This window comes from Bacillus sp. WC2507 (assembly GCF_052656125.1).
Map to the genome: position 1 here is coordinate 895,727 of NZ_JBQXPN010000001.1, position 17,522 is coordinate 913,248.

Annotated in this window: 17 protein-coding genes; 12 read left to right on the top strand and 5 right to left on the bottom strand. The window is 33.8% G+C overall.

The features are described from left to right. Positions 1-64 precede the first annotated feature (64 nt). The 3 genes from ACUN28_RS04795 to ACUN28_RS04805 all read right to left on the bottom strand — a co-directional run bounded on the left by ACUN28_RS04795 (position 65) and on the right by ACUN28_RS04805 (position 3,850). The gene (locus ACUN28_RS04795) at positions 65-2,035 is read right to left on the bottom strand and encodes an FtsX-like permease family protein (RefSeq protein ID WP_016085790.1); all 1,971 of its coding nucleotides are present in this window, start codon (positions 2,033-2,035) and stop codon (positions 65-67) included. Between the two features lie 94 nt (positions 2,036-2,129). Next, a complete protein-coding gene (locus ACUN28_RS04800; protein WP_000765354.1) occupies positions 2,130-3,152 on the bottom strand; it encodes a sensor histidine kinase in 1,023 nt (340 codons plus the stop codon). 2 nt (positions 3,153-3,154) lie between these two features. Further along, complete coding sequence (locus ACUN28_RS04805) at positions 3,155-3,850, bottom strand: response regulator transcription factor (protein ID WP_000276732.1); 696 nt, start codon at positions 3,848-3,850, stop codon at positions 3,155-3,157. 210 nt (positions 3,851-4,060) lie between these two features. On the opposite strand from ACUN28_RS04805, the gene ACUN28_RS04810 reads away from it, so the two are divergent. Both ACUN28_RS04810 and ACUN28_RS04815 read left to right on the top strand, forming a co-directional pair. Further along, complete coding sequence (locus tag ACUN28_RS04810; protein ID WP_001070536.1) at positions 4,061-4,333, top strand: autorepressor SdpR family transcription factor; 273 nt, start codon at positions 4,061-4,063, stop codon at positions 4,331-4,333. Then, positions 4,330-4,965, top strand: a complete 636-nt coding sequence (locus ACUN28_RS04815; RefSeq protein ID WP_016085791.1) for an SdpI family protein — start codon at positions 4,330-4,332, stop codon at positions 4,963-4,965. The genes ACUN28_RS04810 and ACUN28_RS04815 overlap by 4 nt, the downstream gene beginning before the upstream one ends. 42 nt (positions 4,966-5,007) lie before the next feature. Here the strand turns inward: ACUN28_RS04815 and ACUN28_RS04820 are convergent, their stop codons facing one another. Further along, a complete protein-coding gene (locus ACUN28_RS04820) occupies positions 5,008-5,880 on the bottom strand; it encodes an AraC family transcriptional regulator (RefSeq protein ID WP_016136892.1) in 873 nt (290 codons plus the stop codon). A gap of 306 nt (positions 5,881-6,186) precedes the next feature. Between ACUN28_RS04820 and ACUN28_RS04825 the strand changes: the two genes are divergently transcribed. The 10 genes from ACUN28_RS04825 (at position 6,187) to ACUN28_RS04870 (ending at position 16,818) form a co-directional block, all read left to right on the top strand. Further along, positions 6,187-6,957: an ABC transporter ATP-binding protein gene (locus tag ACUN28_RS04825; RefSeq protein ID WP_016085793.1), complete on the top strand. Its 771-nt coding sequence runs from the start codon at positions 6,187-6,189 to the stop codon at positions 6,955-6,957. Further along, positions 6,944-8,893: an ABC transporter permease gene (locus ACUN28_RS04830; RefSeq protein WP_445423355.1), complete on the top strand. Its 1,950-nt coding sequence runs from the start codon at positions 6,944-6,946 to the stop codon at positions 8,891-8,893. The genes ACUN28_RS04825 and ACUN28_RS04830 overlap by 14 nt, the downstream gene beginning before the upstream one ends. 143 nt (positions 8,894-9,036) lie before the next feature. Then, complete coding sequence (locus ACUN28_RS04835; RefSeq protein ID WP_016136891.1) at positions 9,037-9,615, top strand: class I SAM-dependent methyltransferase; 579 nt, start codon at positions 9,037-9,039, stop codon at positions 9,613-9,615. Next, complete coding sequence (locus tag ACUN28_RS04840; RefSeq protein ID WP_016085796.1) at positions 9,615-10,220, top strand: DedA family protein; 606 nt, start codon at positions 9,615-9,617, stop codon at positions 10,218-10,220. Before ACUN28_RS04835 ends, ACUN28_RS04840 begins: the two co-directional genes overlap by 1 nt. Before the next feature lie 37 nt (positions 10,221-10,257). Then, complete coding sequence (locus tag ACUN28_RS04845) at positions 10,258-10,959, top strand: response regulator transcription factor (RefSeq protein ID WP_016135538.1); 702 nt, start codon at positions 10,258-10,260, stop codon at positions 10,957-10,959. Further along, complete coding sequence (locus ACUN28_RS04850) at positions 10,943-12,451, top strand: sensor histidine kinase (protein ID WP_016085798.1); 1,509 nt, start codon at positions 10,943-10,945, stop codon at positions 12,449-12,451. The genes ACUN28_RS04845 and ACUN28_RS04850 overlap by 17 nt, the downstream gene beginning before the upstream one ends. A gap of 143 nt (positions 12,452-12,594) precedes the next feature. After that, a complete protein-coding gene (locus tag ACUN28_RS04855; protein WP_016136890.1) occupies positions 12,595-12,960 on the top strand; it encodes a YxeA family protein in 366 nt (121 codons plus the stop codon). Positions 12,961-13,161: 201 nt separating this feature from the next. Beyond that, the gene (mreC, locus tag ACUN28_RS04860; protein WP_098560629.1) at positions 13,162-13,926 is read left to right on the top strand and encodes a rod shape-determining protein MreC; all 765 of its coding nucleotides are present in this window, start codon (positions 13,162-13,164) and stop codon (positions 13,924-13,926) included. A 267-nt stretch (positions 13,927-14,193) separates the two neighbouring features. Next, positions 14,194-14,955 carry an ABC transporter ATP-binding protein gene (locus ACUN28_RS04865; RefSeq protein WP_016085801.1) on the top strand — a complete coding sequence of 254 codons (762 nt, stop codon included), beginning with the start codon at positions 14,194-14,196 and terminating at the stop codon, positions 14,953-14,955. Between the two features lie 15 nt (positions 14,956-14,970). Then, positions 14,971-16,818, top strand: coding sequence for an FtsX-like permease family protein (locus tag ACUN28_RS04870; protein ID WP_016136889.1), 1,848 nt, complete (start codon positions 14,971-14,973; stop codon positions 16,816-16,818). Between the two features lie 487 nt (positions 16,819-17,305). Here the strand turns inward: ACUN28_RS04870 and ACUN28_RS04875 are convergent, their stop codons facing one another. Next, positions 17,306-17,485 carry a cold-inducible protein YdjO-related protein gene (locus ACUN28_RS04875; protein WP_000289926.1) on the bottom strand — a complete coding sequence of 60 codons (180 nt, stop codon included), beginning with the start codon at positions 17,483-17,485 and terminating at the stop codon, positions 17,306-17,308. Between the last annotated feature and the right edge of the window lie 37 nt (positions 17,486-17,522).

The window sequence follows — 17,522 nt, forward strand, 5'->3', positions numbered from 1 at the left end:
GTAGAGTGAAGAGGAAAAGGATATAAGAGATACCCTTTTCCCCTACTAAATACATTCATAAAATTTAACCATTCGTATACTCTGATAACTTTTGCATGTAAAAGGAACGAATGAATAAGAAAAAGACGATTTCAACTACGCCAAAAATAATAAGAACAGCTGAAATTTCTTTGAATAGTGATAAATCAATTACATCTTGAAGCATTTTTGTTGCAAACATTGTATGAATGGATGCCATAACATATGGAACGAAAAATAAAATGCTAAGTTGGATGGATGCAGATCGTTTCATCTCTGCATCTGTTACACCAATTTTTGAAATGGCTACATATTTTTCCTGCTCGCTCGTTAAATCAGAATACATTCTGAAGTAAAGAACGCTGCCAGCTCCAATAAAGAAAATGACTCCTAGAAATGTCCCGATTAGGAAGTATGCGGCACTTCCTGATGTGATTCTATATAATGAGCCTGCTGATTCATAGGAGTGTATAATGGCCCCTTCGTATTGGAATTCCTGTCGATCTCTTTGTATTTTTTTTATAAAATCATCAGCAATTTTATACGTCTTTTCCCAGTTTTCTACTTTATAATTGTACGCTGCTACATGCTTTGTTGTATTTGGTAAGTTGTTTACAACAGTGTCAGGTAAAATTAAAGTTTGATATGAAAAGTTAGATGGAATGGCCCCTGCTTGTTCATAGCCCTTTACTTGTAATTGCGTATTTGTGCTAGAAAGTGTAATAGACTTTCTATTGTAACTTGGCTCAAACTCGCTGAATAAAGTTACATAAGCGCTACCTGTTAAGACATATGCTTCATTATCGTTCATGAATAGTTGTTTCATTCGTAAGGAAGCTGCAAGTTTGTTATAGTCACTTTGTTTCATTGCATATATGTCATTATAAGCAGTTATACCCTCATCTTCTTTCAGTGGTGTTTCATATAAATCAGCCTTTATTTTTTTATAAGAGAAATTCTCTTTTTTTAATTGTTGTTCAAGCCAATTTAAATGATCGTCCACAAAAGGATTTGCGTCATAAGAAAAATAAGAGAATGGAAAAGGTGAACTTCGCGTAACCTCTAGCTTTGTAAACTTTCCGACTCCATATAGGAACGTAATCATTGTGAAAGCAATTGTAGATAGCATCGCTACAATAAACAGCATATTAATATTCGTTCGGATGCGGCTTGCTAAATCCGAAATCCAAAGCATATTAATCTGTTTCATATAAAACTTTCTTCTTTTCTTTAAAATATAAATAAGTAAGAAACTAATTTGCGAAAAGAAGAAATATGTCCCAATTGTAACAAGCGTTGGGATCACAAAAATACTTGAAACCATATATATAACGCCTACTTGTGGATTTATTGAGAAGAAATATTTAGGGTTTGCCGCTAAAATATAACCCCCTAATAAACAGATAGCACCAAATAGAGAGACGAATATGGATGGTTTTCTTTCTTTTTGTTTTCCACTATTAGCTTTTAAAAGATGTACCGTTTTTTTCGTCCGAATTAGCATTGGTGTAAATGAAGATACAGCGATAAAGAGACTAAGAAATACAATTGTTGTTAAAATGAAAGCATTCGTCGGCAAATATAAATATAGTCCTGGTAGATGTGTAATTTTCGCTGTTACTAATAAGAAAAATTGCGAAAAGACAAATCCAAACTGCATGCCGAAAAAGATAGATAAGATACCAATTAACATATTTTCAGTGAAAATGAGTCGATGTAATTGCTTTTTTGATATACCTAAAACGGTTAAAACACCAAATTGCATTTTACGAACTTTTAAAAAAGATCCGATTGAATAAAGTAGAAAGAAGAACGAGAACAAAACAATGATAACTTCTGAAAATATCATTAATCCTGAAATTTCAGAGACCATGCCAAAGTTTTGTAATTTCGGATGAAATAAGTAAACAGCAAACGAAAAGAAAACAGCAATGGAAAAGGAACTACTTACGAAATAAGCAAAATAAGCTCTGGAATTACGTGTTACATTTTTAAAGGCAAACTGCCAAAATGTCATAATACGTACCTCCCGCTAGAAGGCAAATATGTAGTTTTATTGCAAAAAATGTATGAGAGTAAGTTCTCATACATTTTGCTAGCATATGTCACGATCATGCTTCGGTCACCTTCTCCGTATGTTCTGCTTGATTACTTGCAGCGTTGTGGAAGATGATCTTAATCGTCGTTCCTTTACCAACTTCAGAATCTAGTTTGACAGAGTGACCTAAATAATCACAAATTTTACTTACAATATAAAGTCCCATACCAGTAGATTCTCCAAATGTACGACCGTTTTTCCCAGTGTAAAACGGTTCAAATACTCTTCGAATATCTTCTTGCGGAATACCAACACCTTCATCACGAACTTCTAAAATAATATCTTTTCCGTTTCGGTAAGCAGATAAGAACACTTTCTTTCCGCGCTCACCAGAGTAACGAACAGCATTCGTCATTAACTGATAGATGATAAATTTTAGCCATTTCGCATCAGAAGCAACTTTTAAATCAGAATGAACTTCTAAAACAGGGAAGACTCCGTTACGAATGAATAGTTCTTTTAGGCCGTTAATATTTTTTGTTACCGTATCTTTTAATGAAATTGTTTCGACATGGAAATCTTCATGGAAGTTATTTAATCTTGCCATATATAAAGCCATATCAAGCCCTTGATTCAGACGATCTAATTCCTGTTTAAACTTTGGAATTAAATGTTCGTCTTCCATTTCTAGCACCATAAGCTGCATAACGGACACAGGTGTCTTCATTTGATGCACCCAGTGGTTAATGAATAATTGATGTTCTTGTTGTTTTACTTCATACGATTGTAGTTCTTTTTGGAATAGACGATACTGCGTACGCACGAGTTCATTTACACCATGAGGCATCGGAGCGGTTGCTCTTTCAATAAAAGCATCTTCCATTTTTTCTGGTTGCTCACTTAATCTATGGTACATTCTACGATTGCGAACATAACGATAAGCGAGGAAACAAATGAATAAATACAAACTTAAAACGACGAAGTAAAATTTATTATTTTGAAATCCATCTACTGCATCATAAAGAACGAAGATGATACCGAAGTTTAATACGTACAGTAGAAAAAATGCAAAATGATCACGTAAAAATAGCTTCATGCTTATTCACTCCAAGTTGCGTTAAAACGATACCCAAGTCCACGTACTGTTTCAATAGCATTTTCAATACCAAGCTCATTGAACTTTTTACGAAGACGCGTAATGTTTACGTTTAATGTGTTTTCTTCAACGAAGCTCTCGTCATCCCAAAGGGCAGCTAATAAATCTTCACGGCTCGCTGTACGAGGGAATTTAGATAATAACATTTCTGCTAAAATAGCTTCTTTCTTCGTTAAAAGAACTTGCTCAGATCCAAAATGAATTTCTGGACGTTCAGGGAATAGTTTTAAACCTTCTACTTCAACGATACGTTCAGAAATATTTGGCGCATAATCACCGTAAATACGGCGTAATTGACCTTTAATTTTCGCCATTACAACGTCGTAGTGGAACGGTTTTGTAATATAATCATCCGCACCGCTTTCAATCGCCATAATTTGCTCCATCTCACCAGCACGAGCGGAAATGAAAATAATTGGACAAGTAGATTCATGGCGAATTTGACGGCACCAGTAGAATCCATCGAATTTTGGTAAGTTTACATCAAGTAAAACAAGGTGTGGTTTCACTGCGTTAAACGATTCCATAATATCATCAAAGTTTTCAGTAACAACAGCGTCGTAACCGTACTTTTGAATGTGAGATTGCAGTAATGATGAAATATTTGGATCATCTTCAACGATTAAGATTTTGTACATATGTATACTCCTCCTCAAAAAAACACTTGTAGCTATAGTGTACCATGTGTTTCATGTCTTTTCATTATGTTGAAATATAAGCTAGTAAACAGTATAAGTCAAAAGTGTGAAAAGTAAAAAAGGGCGCTGGATATAATTGACAAATAACGGTAATCAGTTTAATATTTAGATAAATATCTAAATGTCTAATTAGTGAGAGGAAGAAAGACATTGAATCAAGCATTCAAAGCATTAGCAGATCCAACAAGGCGAAAAATTTTAGATTTATTAAAAGAAGGCGATCTAACCGCCGGGGAAATTGCAGAACAGTTCAATATGACGAAGCCAAGTATTTCACACCACTTAAATGCACTTAAAAATGCTGAACTTATTCAAGATGAAAAGAAAGGCCAATTTGTTGTGTACTCTTTGAATACAACTGTATTTCAAGATTTGTTGACTTGGGTGTTTACATTTACGAATAAGGGGGAAGAGGGGAAATGAAAAAACATCTTTTTGCAATCTTATTAATTATTATAACTTGTTTAGCTTGGGCATTTGCCTGGCCGAATTTGCCTGACACAATGGCAGTTCATTGGGGGACTGAAGGTGTGAATGGTTTTGCTTCCAAATTTAATGCAATGCTGTTGCTACTTGGAATTATGATTTTCACTTATGTTTTATTGACAGTTACCCCTAAAATGGATCCTAAGAAAAAGAATTACGATAAGTTTTCTAGAAGTTATATGATAATGAATTATAGCGTATTAGTGGTATTATTTTTAGTAAACATGCTTGTGATTGGAATAGGATTAGGTTATGACATTCCAATGAATAGTACACCATATATTCTTGTTGGTCTTTTATTTATAGTCATCGGAAACTATTTACCACAATGTAAACCAAATTACTTTGTAGGTATAAAAACACCGTGGACGTTAAGTAACGAAGAAGTGTGGAGAAAGACGCACCGTTTTAGTGGAAAGGTGTTTGTTGTATTAGGCGTTATTATGATTTTAAGTATTTTTGCACCGGCAGCATGGAAAGCCTTCTTAATGATAGGAATTATTATTGGGGCGGTAGGATTAACGATGGGCTATTCATATGTTGCTTATAAAAAAGAACTAAAAATGTAAATAAAAGCTGCTTTTCCTTTTAAGGAAGAGCAGCTTTATTTTTTATTTCTTTAAAACTGGTATCCAAATTTCACTTTTGAAGTTTGGAGAGGTTACGTCTTTCTGTTCATTCCACAATATCTCTGGTCCTTCTGCTAGTTCATAGTTCGAAGAAGGAAACCATTCAGAATAAATACGCCCCCATACATTTTGTAATGCATCAGGAAATGGACCGACAGCTTCAAATATAGCCCACGTTGAAGCTGCGACTTCAAGTTGTGCGAATTGCTCTGGGCAATCTTTCGTTGTGGCTACTCCAATGTAGTGATCAAGTTCGCCTTTTTCTTCCATTCTTCCTTCAGAAAAGTTAGTAGAGGCGCTAATGATTCCATTTGGTTCCACATTTGAAAGCATCTTTAATGTTTGAATGGACTGTGGAGTTAGACTTTTCCACATAGAAGCGATTTCTTCATTTACACCGTTAAATACAATCGGTACTCGTTTTGTAATACCTATAATTCGAAATGAGTCTTTTTCTTCAATTCGATAGTTCATTTCAGTTCCTCCTTGAATCGATAACTGGAAGGTCATTGGTGAATAGGCTTTTAAAGAATGACTACTATTTCGGGCCTCTGAAGGTGTTATACCGTGCAAATTTTGAAAGGCACGAGAGAATGAATCTGGTGAGTTGTAGCCATATTTTATAGCGACATCAATGACTTTTGTATCGCTATTTTTTAGTTCAAAAGCAGCGAGAGTAAGACGTCTACAACGAATATATTCTGATAGTGATATGCCAGCTAGGAAAGAAAACATTCTTTTGAAATGATATTCCGAGCAGTAAGCTAGCCTCGCAACTTCTTTAAAATTCATTTCATTTGTTAGGTTGTTTTCAATATAGCGCATTGCAGCATTCATGTTTTTAAGTGAATCCATATTATGACCTCCTCTGTACATAGAATAGCAGGAACGAAATAGCTCCATCCGACATTTCGTGCACAACTTTGTAGGTGCATTTTTTACCTTACAAAATTGTAATGTTCCTGTAAGGAGAATGAATGGATGGCATGATATCCCAATGTTATAGTAACAAAGTACTTTGATTCATTACGTTAACTTTTTGATGTCTTTACTTATGTGCCTTACATAACTGTCATGTTTGTGTAAGAAACATCGATAGTGGCAAGAGTAGAGAGTGTATATAGTTGAAAATAGAGAATAGAAGAAATGAGGGATGTCGAGATGAAAACAGTGTTAGAAGCAAAAAATATTGAAAAAGTGTATGACACGGGTGGTAATAAATTTGCAGCGTTAAAAGGTATTAACTTACAAGTAAAAGAAGGTGAGTTCGTTGGAATTATGGGGCCTTCTGGTTCTGGTAAGACGACTTTACTAAACGTTCTTTCTACAATTGATAATGCGACGAACGGTGAAATTTTAATTGATGGAAAAGATATCGTGAAAATGAATGATGATAAGTTAGCGTTATTCCGCCGCGATCATTTAGGTTTCATTTTCCAAGATTATAACTTATTAGATACGTTAACGGTAAAAGAGAACATTGCGTTACCTCTTGCGTTATCGAAAGTAAAGGCAAATGAAATTGATCGTCGTGTTCTTGAAATTGCGAAAAAGTTCGGCATTGATCATATTTTAAGTCAGTTCCCGTATCAAGTATCTGGCGGACAGAAACAGCGCTGCGCGGCATCACGTGCAATCGTTACGAATCCAAGTATGATTTTCGGGGACGAGCCAACTGGAGCGCTTGATTCTAAATCAGCAACAGATTTACTTGAAAGTATGAAGTCGTTAAATGAATATGATAACTCTACAATTTTAATGGTAACGCACGATGCGTTTGCGGCAAGTTATTGTAAACGAGTTATTTTCATTAAAGATGGTGAGTTATATAAAGAATTGCACCGCGGTGAATCAACGCGTAAACAGTTCTTCCAACAAGTCGTTGACGTAATGTCTTCTATTTCTGGAGGTATGGCTGATGACCTTATCTAGCATTGCCCTCCGCAACATACAGCGGAACTTTAAAGACTACTTTGTATATTTTGCATCTATGATTTTTAGTATCGTTATTTATTTTACATTTAAAGCATTGCAGTACAATTCGCAAATGGAAAAAGCAGCGGAAGCTTCTAAAAAGATTAGTGGAGCGTTCCAAGTTTCCAGTGTGATGCTTATTATTTTCGTAGCAGTGTTCATTATATATTCAAACGGTTTCTTTACAAGGAAACGTAAAAAAGAAGTTGGATTATATTCCTTATTAGGTATTCGTAAAAGACAGATTGGTAAAATGCTGTTTTATGAAAATATGTTAATGGGATTAATGTCATTAGTAATCGGGATTGCGATTGGTAGTGTCCTTTCAAAATTATTCCTTGAGTTACTAGTAAGTATGATGGGATTAAACTTAAATGTTCGTTTTGAAGTACCGATGGCTGCCATTATCGATACAGCACTTATTTTCTTTGTGATTATATTGTATACATCACTTCAAGGATATCGTTTAATTTATCGCTTCAAGTTAATTGAACTTTTCCGCGCAGAACGTGAAGGAGAAGCAATGCCAAAAGGATCTGTCATTATGGCATTAATTTCAGTTTTCTTAATCGGTTCAGGTTATTTCTTAGCGTTAATGTTTATGAAGGCAGTTAAATATGCAGACTTTATGGCAGTTGCACTTTATATTTTACTTGCGACAGTATTAGGTACGTACTTACTATTTATGTTCTTTACAGTATTCGTATTAAAACGTGCAAGAAATAATAAATCATCGTTTTATAACGGTATGAATATGGTAACGACGTCACAGTTATTATATCGTATTAAAGGAAATGCAAAGTCACTTGCGACAATTTCTATTTTAAGTGCAGTGACATTAACGGCGGTTGGTACGTCAGTTACGATGTATTACAACACATTTACGCAATCAAAAGCATTTACACCATACAGCTATTCTTATGAGAAAAAAGATGCAGAACTAGATAAGAAAGTAAATACGATTCTTGCGGAAGAGAAGCAGAATCACCCTGTTAAAGATCAATTTGAAATTGAGACAGTTCCTGTAAAAGGGAAGTTTGAAGGAGACAAAGTTGATTTCATTCTTAATATGAATTACACGATTTCAGAGAAATATCAGTTTATGTCTCAGTCTGAATTTAATAAACTTGCTAAAAAAATCGACGCAGAAACAGTGAATGTAGCTGCTGGTGAAGCATTTATATATGATAGTTCATATATTGAAGGGCATGAGTTTAGTCCACAATATAAAGGAAACAAAGCAGTATTCCAAATTGGAAATGAAACGAAGCAATTAAAAATCCAAGGTGCAAATGACGTTGCGATTACAAATTTAGGTGAATTAGTTGTTGTCGTTTCAGATGAAATGTATGAGCAAGCGAAGCAAGCATTTGGAACACGCGTTGTAAAAAATATTGATGTAAAAGATGAAAAAGATAGTAAAGTGTTAACAGAAAAATTAACAAAAGTGATGCCAGCTGGTGAATCAGAAATGGTACCACCATTTAGAGATTTCTACACTGGTTTCCATATGGGGCTTGAAGGAACGGGACTAATGATGTTTATCGGAATGTTCTTAGGACTTGTATTCTTACTAGCAACGGGTTCTATCATTTACTTTAAGCAATTAACAGAAGCAAATGCTGATCGTGAGCGCTATATTGTACTTCACAAAGTAGGGGTCACAAAACAAGAAATGAAAAAAGCTATCGCAAAACAAGTAAGCTTTATCTTTGCGATTCCGTTAGTAATCGGAATCCTGCACAGCTTGTTTGCATTAAAAGGTTTAGGGAACATACTACCATTTGAAATTATGATTCCGCTTCTAATTAGTATTGGAGTATACGGTGTCATTTATATCGGATATTACTTCATAACAGTTCGTTCTTATTATAAGATTGTGAGTGCGAAATAATAAAGGAGCAGCTATCGCTATAAGCGGTAGCTGTTTTTTGATTTCTTCATAAAATCTTAAGAAATCTCCTCAATTTTTATTAAGAAACGATAGTTATACTTAGAAACAAGTTAAAACTATTGAACGAATGGGGAGAGGGTTACATGCAGCTCATAACATTCTTACACGAATTTATTAAACATCCGAAACATACTGGTGCAATTGCGCCAAGTTCAAAAATATTAGCAAAGAAAATGGTAGATGTAATTGATTTTAATAGAGCGAAATGCATTGTAGAGCTAGGGCCTGGTACAGGGGCTTTCACGAAAGAAATTATGAAGAGAAAGAAGAAGGAGACAATATTTCTTCTTATTGAAATTAATGAAGTGTTTTTCAAAGAGTTAAAGAGAAAGTTTAAAAATGAACAGAATGTTATTGTTGTACACGGTTCAGCTGAAAATATAAAGAAGTATATGGAAGCGTTCAATATAGAATGCATTGATTACGTCTTATCAGGATTGCCTTTTACTTCTTTGCCAGAAGAAGTTTCAAAACGCATTTTAAACAATACGATGGAAGCAATACATGAGAATGGGGAATTCATAACATTTCAATATTCGCTTGTGAAAAAAGGATTTATACAGCATTTCTTTCCCGAAATTACGCTAGAGAAAGTGTGGCTCAATTTCCCACCAGCGTACGTCTTTAGCTGTAAAAAAGAATTGAGGAGAGCATATGCATAATGGAATTACATGAATTATTATCTTATATTGAACAATACGGTTATTGGGCGTTATTTTTCTGTTTATGGTTAGGTATTATTGGTATGCCAATTCCAGACGAAATGATTGTCATGAGTGGTGGTTTTGTATCTTCACTCGGTATATTAAGTGTTATTCCTGCATTTTTGTTAACATATTTAGGCGTTGTCTCAGGGCTTTCTTTAGGGTATATATTAGGGAAAATATTTGGTACGAAAGTACTTGATAAGCTAATGAAAAAGAAAAAGGCGAAATATCTTTTAAAATCTCAACAAATAGTAGAGAAGTATGGTCATTATGCGTTAGTCATAAGTTACTTCATACCGGTTGTAAGACATATCGTACCGTATTTAGTTGGAATGAATAACATGTCATTTAAAACGTATGCGATTTATTCATATGTAATAGGATTTGTTTGGACGTTAGTTTACTTTGTACTAGGCTCTATATTTGGAAAGCATATAGAAATGATAGCAACCCTTGTGACCGAGTATGGTATATATTTTGGTGGCATCGTTATCATAGTTTCTATTATTTCTTATGTGTATATGCATAAGAAGAATACAGTGGTGAGTGAAATAAAGTAACATTCATAGTTTGGTAAATGATGCTGGAGGAGATTTTGTGAATAAAGGAACGATACTTATCGTGGACGATGAGAAGGAAATTAGAAAACTTATCACCATCTATTTGAAGAATGAAGGGTATGAAGTATTACAAGCTGGAGATGGTGAAGAGGGTTTAGAAATAGTAAGGAAAAGAGAAGTGCATCTAATTGTACTTGATATTATGATGCCGAAAATAGATGGTATTCATATGTGTATGAAAGTGAGAGAAATAGCGGAAATGCCCATTATTATGCTTTCGGCAAAAACGCAAGATATGGACAAGGTTTTAGGGTTAACAACTGGAGCAGACGATTACGTAGCAAAACCATTTAATCCACTTGAACTCATTGCTCGTATTAAATCACAACTTCGGAGATATATGAAAATGAGCGGGGCAAGTGTAAAAGATGAAAATGTGTTTGAAGTTGGAGATATAAAGATAAATATAGCAACGCGGCAGGTCATTATTGCAAATGAAGAGGTGAAATTGACACCGAGAGAGTTTGAGGTATTAGAATTGCTTGTACGAAATCAAGGAATGGTATTAAATGCAGAGCAAATTTATGAAAGGGTATGGAAAGAGCAAGCTTTCCAATCCGATAATACTGTGATGGTACATATTCGGAAAATACGTGAAAAGATAGAGGAAATTCCAAGGAAGCCTCGTTACATTAAAACAGTATGGGGAGTTGGCTACAAGATTGAAAAAGATATTTAAACCGATAATATGGATGAATCAAGTTTTAAAAAAAATGATAGGTAAAACAGTGAGTTATTTGCAAAAGAGCATACGGGTACAGCTAATTACTACATTTACTTTCTGTACATTACTTGGTGTATTAGTAGGAGGGGTTTCATCTTCCTTTTTCGAGGATGCGAATAAAATTTCTATCATTGATTATGCATCAGGTATGGAAGCCATTGATGGACAGACACAAAGGCTTGTTGAAAGTATGACAGAAGAAGGTCAGGAAATTAATATACAAGAACTGCTGGATCAATTAAATCATCAAAATCAATTGAAGGTTTTAATAATAGATGAGAATGGGAAAGTGGTTTATAAAACAAAGGGAGCATCAGAAGAACAGATTAATCTTCATGAGACGATGCGTAATGTAATGGATTTTAAAATGGATCAAGTACGATATGTAGAGGCACAAAATTTAAATCAAGATAGAGCTGAACAAAGGCGTAAGGAGTTTACAACTTTTTATCCGGTTACTGTTAATATGAAAAATATGTATGTCATTGCAAGTGGTATACCACAAGGAAATGTAAAGTATGTAGTGAACGGTAGTAGTCCATTCCCATCTTTACTAGGTTTTATTACTTTTCTACTTTCTTTCTTTTATATAACGAAAAGAAAGATGAATCAGATTGAAGCAATGGCAGAAGGAGTAAGAGAGTTTTCGAAAGGGAACTTACAATATAAAATCAAACAGGCAGGTCAAGATGAAATAGGGGTATTAACTTCAAATATTAATCAAATGGCAGAAAAGCTTTTGGCTAATATAGAAAAAGAAAAACAAATAGAGAAACAAAAAAGTGAATTGATTACAAATGTATCACATGATTTAAGAACACCACTTACTTCTATTATGGGGTATTTACGCTTACTAGGCGATGCGAAATATGAAAATAAAGAACAGCATGATGAGTATATAAAAATTGCTTTTTCAAAATCAGAGCAGTTGAAGATGTTAATAGAGGATTTGTTTGATTATACAAAACTAACGGATGAAAATATGGTGTTAGATTCGCAAGAAGTGTGTATGAATGAATTACTTGATCAGTTAATAGAAGAGCTAGTACCACAAGCAGAGGAACATAATCTTTCGTTTGTGAAAGAATTTGAGGAAGATCGTATGTATGCCGTTGTGGACTCGGAAAAAATGGTGCGTGTGTTTGAAAACCTCTTAATAAATGCAATCAAATACAGTATAGATAAAGCAGAAATTCAAGTTTCGCTTCAAAGAGAAGAACAGCATATCAAAATTTCTATAGCGAATCATAGTGAAGAATTTACAAAAACAGAATTGGAGAATGTGTTTGAGCGTTTTTATAAAAAAGATCAATCTAGAAGTAGAGCTGTAGAAGGTTCAGGCTTGGGGCTTGCAATTGCAAAAAGCATTGTTGAATTGCACAAAGGAGAAATTCGAGCGGAATATGGAAATGGGGTTATTCAATTTATTATCTTATTGCCAATTTAATTAGAAGGGCATTAGAAATATCGGTTACCTTCTAATTAGGGAAGAATGAGTGATAGTATTGCTATTGATTTAGAGAGAGGCTTATTTCATCATTCAGGTGGACGTTGACTAATAAAACAGAGAAGTGGAGAATCGAAGGTTATATGAAAAAATTAAGTGCGTTTATCGTATTGATTATAGTTGGAGCTACATTACTTGTAGTGAAAGGTGGACCGATTGTAGATCAACTCAATCCGTTTATTAAAGAAGATATTTATTATGCTGTTGTCGACAGTGATGGGGAATATGAAGCCAAAAGTAATGATTTTGGTAGATGGAACTATAAATTTAAAGGATATGATGAATCTGGTAAAGAACAAAAAATTATGATGACTTCTTCAAAACATTTACGAATAGGAGCATATGTAAAGATTAAGTCTAAAGGGACTTGTGGTATAAAATGGGAAGAAATACAAGGTGACGAAATGCCCGCTAAAGCAAAAGAAAAAATAACAATAAAGCATGTCTAGTTATAGAAATGATAAGTTGTATTTAATAGATAAAGTAACGATCAAGCTTACAAATGTAATGGCAGTATATGATAATTTCTAAAATTTTTATAAAGAAGATAAAGATTATCTGAACTTTATCGAAACTGCATTTCTTCTGTATACAACTACTAGTATTCTATATTGTGTAGATAAAAAATGGTAAGGAGTAACAGGGTGATTATGCAGGTTTCTAAGAGGAAAATATTATTATTTCTTTCAATTATTCTTTTTGTTTTATTGATGATGTATGTATGTACGAATAATAGGCATGTACAAAATATTATTCACAATATAGAAGACATTTATAAAGTATATAAAGAGAATCAATTATTGAAAGAAAAAATCGAGAACCAAGAATCGTTAAAGAGTAAAGTGCAAATATTAAGTGAGGAGAAAGAAAACCTTACTAAGCTTATCAACAAGACGAGAGAATTAAAGGAACAAGGGAAATATAATTTAATTCAAGCTACAGTAGTAAGGCGTGTAGCAAAAGATTGGTATGGGAAAATCGCTCTTGATAGAGGGGTACAACATGGTGTAAAGGTTGATATGGCTGTTATGACGGTGAGTGGTCTTATTGGAAAGATAGAGAGTGTAGATCAATATACATCTGTTGTGAAATTAATTACGAAAGATGAACGAACAAATCGTTTAGCAATCACTTTCCAAAGTAACTCATCCATTTTAGGATTTGTTACAGGGTATGATAAGGAAAAACAAGCTCTTCGAATTGATAATATTCCATCAGATGAAGCGAAAGAAATAAAAATAGGTGATAGCATTATTACCTCTAAATTAAGTCAGAAAATACCACCCGGTCTTGAGGTAGCAGAGGTGATAGAGCAAGAACCAGATCAATATGGTCTTGCACATATTATTTATGCAAAACCAAAGGCGAATTTATATGATTTAGAAGATGTCATTTTGGTAGAACCTAAAGATTAGTAAAGTATAGATGAATATCATTTCTTTTTTTAGGTAGAGTAAGATTAAGAGGAAAAAAAGTCTTTATTTCTTACTCAAAAATAGAATATAGAAATCAAAAGTCCCAATCTATTAGCTTTGGGGCTTTTTCATATTCTTAAAGAAATGTTAAGAATATTCGCTGCTATTTATTAAGAAATGCTATCTATACTTAAAAATGGGTTAAGAAATGCTCGGAAAATATGTAAGGAAAATAAAAATAGGAAAAAGAAGTGTAGGAGGATATATATGAAAGCATCGGTTGTAGAGGTAAAGAATGTACAAAAGGTATACGGTAAAAAAGATGAGAGTCAATCACATGCACTAAAGGATGTATCGTTCTCAATTCAAGAGGGTGAATTCGTTGGAATTATGGGACCATCTGGTTCAGGAAAAACAACGTTATTGAATGTAATTTCTACATTAGATAAGGCAACAGGTGGAATTGTTGAAATTGCTGGAATAGATATTACGAAAATGAAGCAGGGAGAATTATCAGATTTTCGCTCAGAGAAACTAGGGTTTATCTTTCAAGATTTTAACTTACTTGAAAATTTATTAATCTATGAAAACATTGCATTACCGCTTTCTCTGCAAGGTGTTCATTCGAAAAGAATTGAATCAAAGGTGAAAAAGGTAGCAGAAATGTTAGGGATTTCAGAGATTCTTCAAAAATATCCGTCCGAAGTATCTGGTGGACAAAAACAACGCTCGGCAGCGGCCCGTGCACTTGTCCATGAGCCAGCCATTATTTTAGGAGATGAGCCAACAGGAGCGCTTGATTCTAAAAATGCGAAAAGTTTATTAGAGTCGATGACCAACTTAAATGAAGAACAGGATGTTTCGATTATGATGGTTACACATGATCCATTTAGTGCGAGTTACTGCCGACGTATTTTATTCATCCAAGACGGAGAACTGTATAAAGAAATTCATCGCAGAGGTACGCGTGATGAGTTCTATAAAGAAATTTTAGATGTGCTTGCGGATTTAGGTACACAAAAAGCATAAGAAAGAAGGTTCAACATGTTATTCAAACTTTCCATGTCGGGACTAAAAAGTAAACGAAAAGACTATATGGTCTTATTAGTTGGGCTTATTATGTCTATTTCAATTTTTTATATGTTTCAAACGTTAGCGTTAAATAAAACGTTTATTGAAGGGAATTCAATGGACGGGATTTTTTCCGTCTTTCAAACGGGCTCATTTTTATTAGGTTATATTACATTATTTTACATTTTGTACGCCAATTCATTTTTATTATCACTTCGGCAAAAAGAATTTGGTATGTATATGGTATTAGGGGCAAAAAAGCATAAAATTACATTGCTCATGTTTATTGAAACAATTGTATTAGGAATAGTATCTCTTATAGTAGGTGTGATAGTCGGTATAATCTTGGCACAAGGTGTTGGACATTTACTGATGAAGGAGATGGAATTTACTGGAGGTGGTTATCATGCATTTTATGTACCATCAATCCTTGTTACTTTCATCTTTTTCATTTCCTTATTTATGTTATCAGCAATTATGAATGGTATGAAACTAGTGCGTAATTCTCTATTACAACTTGTTCACTCCGATAGTCAAACAGAGCGTACGCCTACTAAAGGAAAACTAACAAGTATAGTAGCACTTTTATCGATTATTTTATTAGCAGTTGGCTATGTTTCGATGATTTGTATGAAGGAGCTAAAGGAATCAGGATTTATCATTGCAACAATTACAGTAACATTAGGAACTTATATGCTATTTGCATCATTCCTTCCCATTATTATTAACAAATTAAAAGCGAATAAAAATCGTAGTGAAAAAGGAATCAATGCGTTTACGTTTGCACAGTTAAGTTTTTCTATTAATAGTTTAACGAAAGTATTAGCGACAGTTGCTATGTTAGTGGCTCTCGGTGCGGGTGCAATCTCCAGTGGTATGGCGTTAAAAAATAATGTCACAAATATGGTGGAGAGTGCAGAATACTATGATGTCGAAATTAAAAATCCCACAGCAGAAGAAAAGAAAATATTAGATAGTATTACATTTAAAGAAAAGAATGAATATCGATACAAAGTAGATGAGCAGTTTATTTATCAATTGAAAGAAGATTTGGAAAGAAATCGTCCGCTAACACGTACTGGAAAGGACGAGAATAGTAGCCGATTCATTCCTGTTTCGAGGGAACTAGTTGCGGGATCCGTTTTAAGTCATAGCCAAGAAAAAAATGAGAATAATACCAATGTAATTCCAGAAGAGTGGGGAAATGTTTTACGGTCTCTTCAAAAGACATATATGAATCCTAGTCAAAAGATACAAATTGTAGATCAAAAGATGTATGACGGGATACAAGGTAAAGAAGAAATTATAATACTGGGGAAAACGGACCATTTTATAACGTATAAAGAAGAATGGAAAAAAATCGATGAATTAGAATTAGATAAATATAAAGATATGAAAGAAGTACATCTTTTGAGTAAATATATGCTGTATGAAGGATATTACAGTACTTACAGTGGCACAGTATTTATGGGGTTTTTCTTAGGCATAGCTTTCTTAGCGATGTTGGCAAGTTGTTTAATGTTTAAAATTCTTTCTGGTGCTTCAAAAGATATTACGCGTTATCAAATGCTTCGTAAAATTGGTGTGCGTTATGAACTATTAACGAAATCAATTTATAAAGAGTTACTTTTCGTTTTCTTGTTCCCAGCGATCGTAGGTATAATGCACGTATTAGTCGGAATGAACATGTTCTCGTTCTTAATAGATAATCCATATTTCCGTATTTGGCTGCCGATTATTATTTTCTTAGTCATTTACGTGTTTTATTATTTCATTACAGTTCAATTGTATAAAAAAATTGTCCTTCCGAAAGAAGTGTAGTATATAAGCCTAGATATAAATCTAGTAAAAGTTTATATTAGAGTGTTTTGAAAACATATAGAAATGATTGTAGCGAATTGATTTAATGAATATAGGGGTATAAAATATGACGGAAGATTTCCTGATATATTACTTTTGTTGTAAGAGAGGATACACTATGTTATTGATTTCTTAACATCATTTCGATAGGAATTATGACCGGGATGAAAGTAGTAGTTTTTGGGATAGTAGAGAGAAAAAGGTTTGTATATGTATTGTCCTAAGTGGAATGGGAGGATTAGAAAGGGGAATTCTGCTCCTTTTTATTCAAAATGTAATTTGTTTTTTAGTAAAGAATGATAGTTGGAATGAGTTTGAGATATTGAAAAAGCTTTGCGAGGATACGCAAAGCTTTTTGTATAGTTTATTTTCTTTCGATTCACATTGTAAATAAGGAGAAAGAGAATCCTCTATGTTTCAGTTTATAAAAGGTGAAGAAGAGAATTTATTATATCTTTTGTAATAAGCGTTCGCCGCTTTCCATATCGCTTTTGCATAACGGACATTTCGGTTCTGCTTCTAATGAAAAGTTTTTACGCATCCATCCACGGCAGTTTTCTTCTTGGCACTCCCATACAGCAATTGCTTCTGGTTCTTCTACAGGTTTATCATTTTTTCTCCAATACATGTGATCGCTCCCTTAAATTGAAAAGTTTTTCAGAAAA